Origin of the sequence: Klebsiella pneumoniae subsp. pneumoniae HS11286, assembly GCF_000240185.1 — a bacterium.
GTDB lineage: Bacteria > Pseudomonadota > Gammaproteobacteria > Enterobacterales > Enterobacteriaceae > Klebsiella > Klebsiella pneumoniae.
On sequence record NC_016845.1, the window covers coordinates 4,561,914 to 4,574,367 of the forward strand.

14 protein-coding genes are annotated in these 12,454 nt (G+C 57.9%); 7 read left to right on the plus strand and 7 right to left on the minus strand.

What is annotated here, in order from left to right; translation table 11 throughout:
- Positions 1-424: 424 nt before the first annotated feature.
- Entirely contained in the window at positions 425-1,801 is a 1,377-nt protein-coding gene (locus KPHS_45360) for a cystathionine-beta-synthase (RefSeq protein YP_005228836.1), read from the plus strand.
- Positions 1,802-1,811: 10 nt separating this feature from the next.
- Positions 1,812-2,960, plus strand: coding sequence for a cystathionine-gamma-lyase (locus KPHS_45370; protein ID YP_005228837.1), 1,149 nt, complete (start codon positions 1,812-1,814; stop codon positions 2,958-2,960).
- Here the strand turns inward: KPHS_45370 and KPHS_45380 are convergent, their stop codons facing one another.
- Complete coding sequence (locus KPHS_45380) at positions 2,961-3,872, minus strand: LysR family transcriptional regulator (protein YP_005228838.1); 912 nt, start codon at positions 3,870-3,872, stop codon at positions 2,961-2,963.
- 97 nt (positions 3,873-3,969) lie between these two features.
- On the opposite strand from KPHS_45380, the gene KPHS_45390 reads away from it, so the two are divergent.
- From KPHS_45390 to KPHS_45410, 3 genes are all read left to right on the plus strand, one after another.
- Complete coding sequence (locus tag KPHS_45390) at positions 3,970-4,572, plus strand: short chain dehydrogenase (RefSeq protein YP_005228839.1); 603 nt, start codon at positions 3,970-3,972, stop codon at positions 4,570-4,572.
- Positions 4,573-4,658: 86 nt separating this feature from the next.
- Complete coding sequence (locus tag KPHS_45400; protein YP_005228840.1) at positions 4,659-5,003, plus strand: hypothetical protein; 345 nt, start codon at positions 4,659-4,661, stop codon at positions 5,001-5,003.
- A gap of 199 nt (positions 5,004-5,202) precedes the next feature.
- Positions 5,203-5,391, plus strand: coding sequence for a hypothetical protein (locus KPHS_45410; RefSeq protein YP_005228841.1), 189 nt, complete (start codon positions 5,203-5,205; stop codon positions 5,389-5,391).
- A gap of 176 nt (positions 5,392-5,567) precedes the next feature.
- Here KPHS_45410 and KPHS_45420 read toward each other — a convergent pair whose 3' ends face one another.
- From KPHS_45420 to KPHS_45440, 3 genes are all read right to left on the minus strand, one after another.
- Entirely contained in the window at positions 5,568-6,749 is a 1,182-nt protein-coding gene (locus KPHS_45420) for a putative aminotransferase (protein ID YP_005228842.1), read from the minus strand.
- A 145-nt stretch (positions 6,750-6,894) separates the two neighbouring features.
- Positions 6,895-8,604: a bifunctional glutathionylspermidine amidase/glutathionylspermidine synthetase gene (locus tag KPHS_45430; protein ID YP_005228843.1), complete on the minus strand. Its 1,710-nt coding sequence runs from the start codon at positions 8,602-8,604 to the stop codon at positions 6,895-6,897.
- 232 nt (positions 8,605-8,836) lie between these two features.
- Positions 8,837-8,959 carry a hypothetical protein gene (locus tag KPHS_45440; protein ID YP_005228844.1) on the minus strand — a complete coding sequence of 41 codons (123 nt, stop codon included), beginning with the start codon at positions 8,957-8,959 and terminating at the stop codon, positions 8,837-8,839.
- A 20-nt stretch (positions 8,960-8,979) separates the two neighbouring features.
- Between KPHS_45440 and KPHS_45450 the strand changes: the two genes are divergently transcribed.
- Positions 8,980-9,540 (plus strand): thioredoxin domain-containing protein, encoded by a 561-nt coding sequence (locus tag KPHS_45450; RefSeq protein ID YP_005228845.1) that lies wholly within the window; start codon positions 8,980-8,982, stop codon positions 9,538-9,540.
- Positions 9,541-9,587: 47 nt separating this feature from the next.
- Positions 9,588-10,454, plus strand: coding sequence for a putative S-transferase (locus KPHS_45460; protein YP_005228846.1), 867 nt, complete (start codon positions 9,588-9,590; stop codon positions 10,452-10,454).
- A 72-nt stretch (positions 10,455-10,526) separates the two neighbouring features.
- Here the strand turns inward: KPHS_45460 and KPHS_45470 are convergent, their stop codons facing one another.
- The 3 genes from KPHS_45470 to KPHS_45490 all read right to left on the minus strand — a co-directional run bounded on the left by KPHS_45470 (position 10,527) and on the right by KPHS_45490 (position 12,396).
- Entirely contained in the window at positions 10,527-10,814 is a 288-nt protein-coding gene (locus KPHS_45470) for a DUF2623 domain-containing protein (protein ID YP_005228847.1), read from the minus strand.
- A 78-nt stretch (positions 10,815-10,892) separates the two neighbouring features.
- Positions 10,893-11,780, minus strand: coding sequence for a dienelactone hydrolase family protein (locus KPHS_45480; protein YP_005228848.1), 888 nt, complete (start codon positions 11,778-11,780; stop codon positions 10,893-10,895).
- Positions 11,781-11,901: 121 nt separating this feature from the next.
- A complete protein-coding gene (locus KPHS_45490; RefSeq protein ID YP_005228849.1) occupies positions 11,902-12,396 on the minus strand; it encodes a TIGR00645 family protein in 495 nt (164 codons plus the stop codon).
- Positions 12,397-12,454 lie beyond the last annotated feature (58 nt).

Consider the following 12,454-nt stretch of genomic DNA (forward strand, 5'->3'; position numbering starts at 1 on the left):
GTACTGAATGTTCCCGAGTCCGGGCACCACTATTTAAAGAACCCGCCCACAAGGCGGGTTTTTGCTTTTCTGCATCCGGACTCTCCATCGAACTGCGTTAACCCGTGATTTCCCTGCTGCGTTTTTCTCCTGGCCAGCCCGCTGCTAGTTAACGACAAGCGCAGGCCTATTCTCCATAGAATCTTTTCGCAAACACATTTTCAGATATCAGATAACACACTGATTAAAATCGCCATTTTCCCGCTAAAAGCGGCTAAAAACGCCCTTTTCTGGAAATCGATCCGCCCAGGTGGCTGCCCTGCTTTCCCTCCAGATGGCCAAATAGCATCTTATATTCCATTTTGCGCTAAATGACAGAGAAATATTCTTTAAATAACCGTTTTCACAGTTCTAGTATGCAAAAATATCTTAAACGAGTGGGTAAATGGTTATGTCACTGTTTCATTCCGTGAGCGACCTGATCGGTCATACTCCCCTGCTCCAGTTGCACAAACTGGATACCGGGCCCTGCAGTCTGTTTTTAAAACTGGAAAATCAGAACCCCGGCGGGTCAATTAAAGATCGGGTTGCGCTGTCGATGATTAATGAAGCCGAGCGCCAGGGAAAACTGGCGCCCGGGGGAACGATTATCGAAGCCACCGCCGGCAATACCGGCCTCGGTCTGGCGCTGATTGCGGCGCAGAAAAATTACCGCCTGATCCTGGTGGTGCCGGACAAAATGAGCCGCGAGAAAATCTTTCACCTGCGGGCGCTGGGCGCGACGGTGCTGCTCACCCGCTCCGACGTCAATAAAGGCCACCCGGCCTACTACCAGGATTATGCCCGCCGCCTTGCCGATGAAACGCCGGGCGCCTTTTATATCGACCAGTTTAATAACGACGCCAATCCGCTGGCCCATGCCACCTCCACTGCGCCGGAGCTTTATCAGCAGCTGGAGGGCGACATCGACGCCATCGTCGTCGGCGTCGGCTCCGGCGGCACGCTGGGTGGGCTTCAGGCCTGGTTTGCTGAGCACTCGCCGAAAACGGAATTTATTCTCGCCGATCCGGCGGGTTCGATCCTTGCCGATCAGGTCGATACCGGACGCTACGGCGAAACGGGATCCTGGCTGGTCGAAGGGATCGGCGAAGATTTTATCCCGCCGCTGGCCAGGCTGGAGGGGGTACATACCGCGTATCGCGTCAGCGACCGCGAAGCGTTCCACACCGCGCGCCAGCTGCTGCAGGTTGAGGGCGTGCTGGCCGGCTCTTCCACCGGCACCCTGCTCAGCGCCGCGCTGCGCTACTGCCGGGCACAAAGCCGTCCGAAACGGGTAGTAACCTTCGCCTGCGACAGCGGCAATAAATACCTGTCCAAAATGTTCAACGACGACTGGATGCGCCAGCAAGGACTGATCGCCCGCCCCGAACAGGGCGATCTCAGTGATTTTATCGCCCTGCGCCATGACGAAGGCGCTACCGTCACGGCCGCGCCGGACGACACCCTGGCCGCGGTCTTTACCCGCATGCGGCTGTATGACATCTCCCAACTGCCGGTACTGGAGGATGGCCGCGTGGTCGGCATCGTCGATGAGTGGGATTTGATCCGCCACGTACAGGGCGATCGCCAACGCTTCTCCCTGCCGGTCAGCGAAGCGATGAGCCGCCATGTTGAAACTCTCGATAAGCGTGCGCCAGAGAGTGAACTGCAGGCCATTCTCGATCGCGGTCTGGTGGCGGTGATCGCTGACAACACGCGTTTTCTTGGCCTGGTCACCCGCAGCGATGTATTGACCGCCTGGCGTAACCGAGTCGCACAATAAGGAATTTTTTATGTCATCTATCCACACCCTGAGTGTACATAGCGGAACCTTCACCGACAGCCATGGCGCAGTGATGCCGCCGATTTATGCCACCTCCACTTTTGCTCAGCCAGCGCCGGGGCAGCATACCGGTTATGAATATTCCCGCAGCGGGAATCCCACCCGTCACGCGCTGGAGACGGCGATCGCCGACCTGGAAAACGGCACGCGCGGCTACGCGTTCGCCTCCGGGCTGGCCGCCATCTCCACCGTGCTGGAGCTGCTGGATAAGGACAGTCATCTGGTGGCGGTCGATGATGTGTATGGCGGCACTTACCGCCTGCTGGAAAACGTTCGCCGCCGTAGCGCTGGTCTGCAGGTGAGCTGGGTGAAACCCGACGACCTGGCGGGAATTGAAGCGGCGATCCGCCCCGATACGCGCATGATCTGGGTGGAAACGCCCACCAACCCGCTGCTGAAGCTCGCGGATCTCAGCGCCATCGCCGCCATCGCGCGCCGCCATAACCTGATCAGCGTCGCCGATAACACCTTTGCTTCGCCGGCGATCCATCGCCCGCTGGAGCATGGGTTTGATATTGTGGTGCACTCCGCGACCAAGTACCTCAACGGCCATTCCGATGTCGTCGCCGGCCTGGCGGTGGTTGGCGATAACTCCGGGCTCGCGGAAAAGCTTGGCTATCTGCAGAATGCGGTAGGCGGCGTGCTTGACCCGTTCAGCAGCTTCCTGACGCTGCGCGGCATCCGTACCCTGGCGCTGCGGATGGAGCGCCACAGCGCGAACGCGCTGCAGCTCGCCGAATGGCTGGAACAGCAGCCGGAAGTGGAGCGAGTCTGGTTTCCCTGGCTGGCCTCGCACCCGCATCATCAGCTGGCGCGCCAGCAAATGGCCCTGCCCGGCGGCATGATTTCGGTGGTGGTGAAGGGCGATGAAGGTTACGCCGAGCGCATCATCAGCAAGCTGCGCTGGTTTACGCTTGCGGAGAGCCTGGGCGGCGTGGAGAGTCTGGTGAGCCAGCCCTTCAGCATGACCCATGCCTCGATCCCGCTGGAGAAACGCCTGGCGAACGGTATCACACCGCAGCTGATCCGCCTGTCGGTGGGGATCGAAGATCCTCACGATCTGATTGCCGACTGGCAGCAGGCGCTGCGGGCGGAGTGATTATTCCGACGCGCGGGTCGTTGTCAGCGCGTCGGCCATTCCCTGCTGAAGGTGGGCGATAAACTGCGTCAGCTTCGGCAGGGGCCGACGATCCTGGCGCCAGAGCAGATGCACAGGCCGCGGCTGCGGAGTCCACGCCTCCAGCACGCGCACCAGGCTGCCGCTGGCCAGCGCATCGGCCAGCAGTACCTCCGGCTGCATCAGCAGCCCGGCCCCGGCGATCGCCGCCTGGCGCAGCGCGTAGCCATCGTTGCAGCGCAAAACCGCATCGCGTTTCCAGCGCACTTCTCCCTCTACGCCCGGCAGCCGCCACTCGTTGCGGGCGGTCCAGACCGTATGGGACAGGCAGAGATGATCGGCGAGATCCTCTGGCGTCCCGGGGGTCCCGTAACGCGCCAGATAAGCCGGCGCGGCGCAGATCACCATCCGATACGGCGCCAGGTAGCGAGCCACCAGATCCTCCTGATGGATCTCGCCGATACGGATCGCCAGATCGAACCCCTCATCCACCAGATCGACCATCCGGTTAGTCAGATCCAGTTCCACCCGGACCGCAGGCCAGACCTGCAGGAAGGTGGCGGTCAGGGGCGCGATCACGCTGGCGCCGAACGAGGTGGGAGCGCTCACCCGCAGGGTGCCGGCCGGCGCCAGCCGCAGCCGCTCGACCGCGCTTTCGGCGATGGAGACCTGCTCCATCACCCGTTTCGCTTCGTCAAAATAGACTCGCCCGGCGTCGGTGAGGCTCTGGCGTCGGGTGTTACGCTCCAGCAGACGCGTCGCCAGCTGGCTTTCCAACTGGGCGATATATTTCCCAACCATCACCGCCGACAGCCCCAGGCGCGACGCCGCCCCGGTAAAGCTGCCGCACTCCACCACGGCAATAAACGTCTCCATCCCTCGTAATTTGTCCATATTGCTAACCTCTGGTTAGTAATGTTCTAACTTTTAGCCAGTTTATCCGAGATTACTTTTATTAAAAAATAGCCTCTCACCTCATCAGGAGTCTGCCATGAAAATTATCGTTATCGGTGCCAGCGGCACCATCGGTCGCGCGGTCAGCGAAGAACTGAGTCAGAGACATGACGTTATCCGCGTCGGCCGCACCCGGGGAGATTATCAGGTGGATATCACCTCGCAGGAGAGCGTCGAGGCGCTATTTGCCCAAACGGGTGAAGTAGATGCCATCGTCTCCACCACCGGCAATCTGCACTTTGGGCCGTTAAGCACCATGACCGACAGCCAGTTCAACCTCGGTCTGCAGGACAAGCTGCTGGGGCAAATTCGCCTGGCGCTGGTCGGCCAGCATTTTCTGCGCGACGGGGGGTCGATTACCCTGGTCAGCGGTATTGTCGCGCAGGAACCCATTGCTCAGGGGGTCAATGCCACGACGGTCAACGCCGGTCTGGAAGGCTTTGTTCGCGCCGCCGCCTGCGAGCTGCCGCGCGGGATCCGCATCAATCTCATCAGCCCCACCGTGCTCAGCGAGTCGCTGGCGGCCTACGGCGACTTTTTCCCAGGCTTCCCCAGTGTTCCCGCCGCCGCCGTGGCGCAGGCCTATCGCCGCAGCATTGAAGGCGTTCAGACCGGCCGCATCTACCCGGTCGGCTACTAGCCTGTGCCGGCCCGCCGGGGCCGGCGCTTACATCAGGCCGTCGTTGCAGGTACACTGACGGCTGATTGTCTCCGGCCGAAAAACTGATGTTGAAAAAATTATCCTTAATTATCCCGCTACTGGCGCTTATCGCGCTGCTGGTCTGGTGGTTCACCCCGCATTACACCGAGGAAGATGAAGCTTACTACCGGGCGGTATTTTGCATAATCGATCATGACGACAGCCGCCAGTTCCTCCACGATATGCAGAATATCGTCGAGGGGGGAAATTCTGACTACGCGCTGCATAAAACCCATTACCTTCCGGCGCTGGGGCAGCGGATGCTGGATACCTGGCGCCAGCTCAGCCCGCAGGAACAGCAGGTGCTGCGTCAGGACAAGCAGCGCTGCGGCGAGATATTGCGCGAAAAACAACAGGGGAAATCATCCTGACGAGTTGGCAAAATTGCAGCATATCGCCAGCGTCGAATAAGATTGTGCTGTTGATGACCGGATCGCTGTCACAAAATATCCGGTCGTCGTCGCGTCACAGTACGACGTTTTTTCTGCGGCGGAATACGATAAAAAGTAGTTGATCTGGTACGAACTAACTCTTATTTTGCTTCACAGTTTTCAAAATGAGATAAAACTGATGCCTGTCATTATTGCCAGTAGTGTTAAAGAAGCCAAAGCGTTAATTAACGGTGGAAAATACAGGGAAATTATTCTTAACTTCGATATTGATGCCGATGACTTTTTCTCTCTCGCCAGCCATTCCGCCGGAACTAAAATCTCCATCGCCGACCGCAACGATCGCTCTCCGGTAGAATCAGCAAAATAATTAACCCGCGAGGGACGTCTATGTGGTTGTTTATTGGAACCTTTGCGCTGGCTTTTCTCGCAGCGCTGATGCTGGTCTGGCTCGATGACCGGATCGCCGAAACGGATTGACCCTGCGCTGGACGTTAACGTCACGCAGGGCTGCGCGCCGCCGAAAAGCGGCGCACAGCAGAGACGTTACAGGGAGGCCGCCAGCCGCTCAACGGCCGTCAGCAATCCGGCTTCTGACACCGTGGAGTAAGAAAGACGCAGGGTACGGGTATCCGGCTTATCGTGATAGAACGCTTCACCCGGGACGTACACCACGCCGTTTTCCAGCGTTTTCTTCATCCATTCCATGGTATCGAACGGATAGCGGAAACGCGCCCACAGGAACATCCCCCCCTGCGGGCGGCTGAATTCCAGGTGCTCGCCAAGGCGGCTTTCCAGCGCATCGGCCAGCGCCACGCACTTCTTGCGGTAGTCTTCGCGAATCAACGCAATCTGGTTATCCAGCCGGTTCAGACTGAGGTATTCCGCAGTGATCACCTGCGACAGCATATTGGTATGCAGATCCGCCGCCTGCTTCACAATCACCGTCTGCTGCGCCAGCCAGTCCGGCATGACGATCCAGCCGATGCGCATCCCTGGCGCGAGGATTTTCGAAAAAGTCGAGGTGTAAACCACCTGATCTTCACAGCTCAGCTCGACAGCATGCTGATAGAGCGGGCGCCGAACGGCGTCTGTAAAGCTAATTTCGCCGTAGGGATCGTCTTCCAGAATGACGAAATCATATTTTTTCGCCAGCTCAACCAACCGGCGACGACGCGCCTCGCTCAGCGTTTTGCCGCCGGGATTGCCGAACGTCGGCACCAGGTAAACAGCTTTGACGCGGGTGGTCTCCAGCAGGTCGGCCAGCTGCTCCACCAGCATCCCGTCATCGTCGGTGTCAACGCTGAGAATATTGGCCTGCGCCAGCTGAAATACCTGCAGCGCCGCCAGATAAGTGGGACGCTCAACGACGATAGTATCGCCCGGATCGAGCAGCGTACGGGCAACGATATCCAGCGATTGCTGGGAGCCGGAGGTGATATAGACCTGGGCGGCTGAACAGGCGACGCCACGGGAGTGGCAAATTTCACTCACCGCCTGGCGCAGCGGCGGGTAGCCTTCCGTCAGACCGTACTGGAATGCGTCATTAAAACGCTCGCTCATCACCTTCTGCACCGCCAGCTCCAGGCCTTCGGTATCAAACAGTTCCGGGGCCGGAATGCCGCCGCCAAGCGAAATCACGCCGGGCAGTTTACTGTGCTTGAGAAGTTCGCGGACGGCGGAGGGCTTGAGTTCACCCGCGCGGGCGGCGAGACGCCGATCGTGCATACTATTTTCCTTTTCTGTCTTGTTGTTGTGTTAATTATCTTGGCTTTGTTGCAGGTGCTCCCCGGCGGCGCTTACCATGCCGGGGCTATCCTTTTCAGTACGTTGTCACCCGGACAGGGGTATGCCGCTACCCGGGTTTCGTACGTCATGCTTTGTCTTTCAAAACGATTAACGGCTCGATATCGCTCTCTTTTTTCACCACCAGCGACGAATCGCCGCGCAGGCAGGTACCGCCGTAGTTACCGCCGACGGTAAATGTGCACACCTGAATGTACTTACCGTCCACTTTCGGCAGGCACCACAGTTGCTGGTAGATATTCTTGCGATCGACAAACTGGCCGCTGGTCTTATCCAGAAGTTCATCCTGAGGGCCGATCAGGTCGATATTGTTCCCGCAGCGCCCGGAAATAGGCTTCACCGCATAGCCGGTTTTCGCCAGCTCGTCGTTAACCTCAAAATCGGTATCCAGCAGATAGCGATGATGCGGGAACAGCGACCACAGCACCGGCAGAATGGCTTTGTTGCCGGGGATCACCGTCCACAGGGGTTCGAATACCAATACTTCAGGACGCAGCAGGACGTCAATCAGCCGCACCTCATTCTGCGGATGTCCGGTTCGAATCGGTACCGCCGCGTACTCCTCGGCGCTGACTTCGCGCACCTGCTCAATGGCGGTTTCCCATGCCCAGGTTTTCCAGACGCAGTTGACCAGCCGCCCGTCGGCGTCGATCAGCTGACCGGCAGCGTCCCAGCGCAGCTCATCAAGACCAAAGAGAATTTTGCTCTCAAAACCGGCCTGGGTCAGCGAACGCTGAATAAACTGCGCGTGGTAGTTCTCTTCCAGATCCTTGTCCTGCATGATGTGGACGAAGGGCCGCGCCCGGCTGTGTTTCCACGCCCCCGCCAGCTCATCGAGCAGACCTTCCGCCGGATTGTGGCCGGTGCCGTAGTAGCCCTGCTTCAGCCACTGTTCGAGGATCAGCCCGCCTTCGGTATGGCAGGAAGCGGAATCGGCATTGTACTCGTACACCTTCAGCCCGCGCTCGTCCATGCAAAAATCCATGCGCCCGGTGATCATATGATGACGGCGGCGCTGCCACGAGAGGCGCAGACGAGGCCAGAGAATTTTCGGAATATCGAACAGCGCCAGCAGGTTGTCATCCTTCATCACCTTATCGGTGGCGTGCAGATACATCAGGTGCAGCTCGTTGGTGGCTTTGATCAGCTCCTGTTCGGCACTTTCGCTGATGGTGAAATACTGATAGGGATCCTGGTTGATGAAATGACCGTTGGCTGCCACGTAGGCTTTCTGCAACGGGTCTTTCTCGTTCAGCCATTTACCGCGAAACTGGCCGTTGTTTGGCAGCCGCGCGCCTTTGATGGCCATCGCCTCGCCCGGCAGCACCGGCTGCGGCAGGCTGTGTTCGGTATCAGCGGTCTGGATCATCCAGCCTAAAATTTCGGTATCGGCAAAGGTATCTTTGATGGTGTACCGGCCGTCGTTGACCTCGAGGGTCAGCTCGCGGGTCCACTGCTGGCCCTGCGGCAGCGGCGAGTGAATCACGTTCTGCTCGGCGATACGCACCTTATTGCCGACAAGCTGGGTGATCACCGCCACATGGCCGGTGTGCTTAAACTCGCCCCCCTTCTGCCAGATCAGCAGCGAACCAGCGATAGGCGGACGGCGGGAGCCGTTGGCGAAGGCCTGCAGCGGCAAAATATTGTCATTGACCACTTCGCGCAGGAAACGCAGGGAGAAGATTTCATAAGCCATCCCCACATCGGTGAAGACAAAGCCATAGGTCAGGAACAGAAAGCGGCGCGCAAACTCCACGCACTGCCATTTATGCCCCATATACTCATTGCCGATGTAGCTGCGAAACGTCGCGTCATCCGGGTAGTCCTGCGGATTTAAGCTACTGTAATTCGATGAATAAATCGCTACGCCACCGGGTGCATAGCCTAACAATGTCCCAAACGGGGCGTCACTGCTTGTCGATCCTTTGCTCATTTAGCCTGACCTCAAATTAATGCAGCCCGGGCAGTTGGCGAAACAAAACTCCCTCTTCTTATCCTGCCGCAGGCACTTACCAGACAGAGGTGTAACGATGATACCACTCATTCGTTTCGCTAATCGTGCCGTTAAGGAAAATAACCCTGCAGCCGGAAACAAAAGTGATATCGTTATCGGTGATATAACAAAAAAACAACGCAACATCAGGAGTCGACAATGAGCACACCCTCGCATCTGAATGCCCAACCGCTGGTCTGGGGACACGGCCCGCGGACGTTTGAGGTGTTCCTTGAGCCCACCTGCCCCTACTCTGTCCGCGCGTTTAATAAACTCGACGATCTGCTCGATGAGGTCGGCGCCGATAACGTGACCATCAAGATACGCCTGCAGTCGCAGCCGTGGCATCTGTTCTCCGGGGTTATCGTCCGCTGCATCCTCGCCGCGTCCACCCTGCCGCACGGCAGAGAGCAGGCGCATAAGGTGATGCAGGCCGTGGCCGACCATCGGGAAGAGTTTGAGTTTACCGATCACTGCAGCGGGCCGAACATGAACGCCACGCCGCAGCAAATCATTGAGCGCATTGAACGCTACAGTCACGTGCTGCTGGGGGCCGCCTTTGCCCGCCCGGAGCTGCAGGACGTGATCAAGTGGCACAGTAAATACGCCCGTCAGAACGGCATCCATGTCTCGCCGACCTTTATGGTCAACGGCCTGGTGCAGCCGGATCTGGGCAGCGGCGATGATGTCAGCGTGTGGGCCGCGCGGATTATGGCCTGAGGTCACCTGCTACACTTTTTGTACATCCACGAAAAAGGCAAACCAGCATGTCAGAGCAAAACTACCAGCCACCAAAAGTGTGGGAATGGAAGCAAAACAGCGGCGGCGCGTTCGCCAACATCAACCGTCCCGTTTCCGGCGCGACTCATGAACGCGTCCTGCCGGTAGGAACCCATCCGCTCCAGCTATACTCACTCGGTACACCCAACGGCCAGAAGGTGACGATCATGCTTGAAGAGCTGCTGGCGCTGGGCGTCAGCGGCGCGGAGTACGACGCCTGGCTGATACGCATTGGCGAAGGGGATCAGTTTTCCAGCGGCTTTGTCGAGATCAACCCGAACTCGAAGATCCCGGCCCTCAGCGACCATTCCACCACGCCGCCGACCCGGGTATTTGAGTCCGGCAACATTCTTCTCTATCTGGCGGAAAAATTTGGTTTCTTCCTGCCGAAAGATCCTGCCGGTCGCACCGAAACCCTCAACTGGCTGTTCTGGCTGCAGGGCGCGGCGCCGTTCCTCGGCGGCGGCTTCGGCCACTTCTATAACTATGCGCCAGTGAAGATCGAGTACGCGATCGACCGCTTTACGATGGAAGCCAAACGCCAGCTCGACGTGCTGGACAAACAGCTCGCCCGCGGTCGCTATGTGGCCGGCGAGGAGTACACCATCGCCGATATGGCTGTCTGGCCGTGGTATGGCAACGTAGTGCTGGGCAATGTCTATAACGCGGCGGAGTTCCTCGACGCCGGGAGCTATAAAAACGTGCTGCGCTGGGCGCAGGATGTCGGCAACCGCCCGGCCGTCAAGCGCGGACGCATCGTCAACCGCACCAACGGCCCGCTCAATGAGCAGCTGCATGAGCGCCATGATGCCCGAGACTTTGACACCCAAACGGAAGATAAGCGCCAGGCGTAAGGTCTTCACCCTTTCCCGTTGACGGGAAAGGGTTCCCACCACAGGACGGTTCCGCCTGCGAAGCCGTCCTGTTTAGCTTTCCAGCCGATAGCCCGCCAGAAAATAGCGCATCGCCATACCCGACCCACCTTCTTTGAAGAAATCCATCACCATATCTCTGTCAAGGCCATAGCGACGGGTGAGGATCCCCGCTTCCCAGGCGCTGAGCTGGCGGTCGCCGGTTTTTTCAAACATGCGGTGCGAGTAGCCGAGCACAAACCCGCGTTTATAGTCGGCGCAAAAATTCGCCGCATGCGCGGCGGTGTCAGCATAGGATGCCTGTAGCCCCGCCATTAAGCCTTTGCCAAAATGATTTTCCATCGCGCCCTCCCAATCGTTATATAATAAATTATATAGCGTTTTTTTGAGCGAGCGGTAGCGCTATTTATGACGGTTGCGCTAGCGTAAATACTTCTCAAACCATGCCAGCGTGCGTTGCCAGGCCAGATCAGCCGCAGCCCGATCGTAGCGCGGCGTGGAATCATTATGAAAGCCGTGATTCACGCCCTGATAGAAATAGGCCTCGTAGACTTTATGGTGTTCCTTCAACGCCTGTTCATAGGCAGGCCAGCCTTCATTAATGCCGCTATCGAGGCCGGCATAGTGCAGCAGCAGCGGTGCTTTAATTTTATCGACCTCCTTCAGCGGCGGCTGGCGACCGTAAAACGGCACCGCACAGGCCAGCTCGGGGATCGCCACCGCTGCCGCGTTGCTGACGCCGCCGCCGTAGCAAAAACCGGTGATACCGACCTTCCCCGTCGCCTGTGGATAGTTCGCCATAAACGCGACCGCCGCAAAAAAATCATTCATCAGCTTCACGGGATCGACTTTCTGCTGTAGGGCGCGGCCTTCATCATCATTCCCCGGATAGCCGCCGACGGCGCTCAGGCCATCCGGCGCCAGCGCGATATACCCCGCTTTCGCTACCCGCCGGGCTACATCTTCAATATAGGGGTTCAGGCCGCGGTTCTCATGCACCACCACCACAGCGGGCGCTTTGTCGGCTATTTTTGTCGGCGTCACCAGGTAAGCCCGCACTTCGCCGTGACCGTCAGGAGAGGGATAATGAATATACTCCGGGCGGATATCCGGGTCGGTGAACGGTACCTGCTCTGCCAGGGCATAGTCGGGCTTCAGCAGATTAAACAGCGCCAGCGCGGTCATCCCGCCGACAGTATATTTCCCCGCCAGCTGGAGAAACTCGCGTTTACTGATTTTGCCGTGGGCATAGTAGTCATAATATTCGAGCAACTGCTGCGGGAAATCTTTGGCCGTTAATCGCGTCATTACCCTGCCTCCGTTGTTAAGCGCTCTTTAAGCAAAGCAGAAGCCCGGACATACGCCAGCCCAGAAAAGCATGAAACGGGGAGAAACAGCCCAGCGGCTAACACCGCCGGGAGAGAAGGGATCAGTGTTTCACTTTGGTCAGACGATCAAGGTAGCCCATCACAAAGGCCGAAAGCACGAAGGTCAGGTGGATAATCACGTACCACATCAGCTTATTGTCCGGGACGTTTTTCGCATCCATAAACACCCGCAGCAGGTGAATAGAGGAGATCGCCACGATGGAGGCGGCAACCTTATTTTTCAGCGAAGTCGCGTCCATTTTGCCCAGCCAGCTGAGTTTTTCTTTACCCTCGTTAATATCCAGCTGCGAGACAAAATTTTCATACCCGGAGAACATCACCATCACCAGCAAACCGCCCACCAGGGTCATATCCACCAGCGACAGCAGGGTCAGAATCATATCCGACTCACTGACGCTAAAAATATGCGGCAGTATGTGGAAGATCTCCTGAAAAAATTTGATGGTCAGCGCAATCAGACCGAGCGAGAGGCCAAAATAAACCGGCGCCAGCAGCCAGCGCGAGGCGTACATAGCATTTTCCAGAAAGCGTTCCATAAGATCCTGTCAGTTAACATAAACGGCCGCCATTATATCGCAACAGGGTTACGCTTAT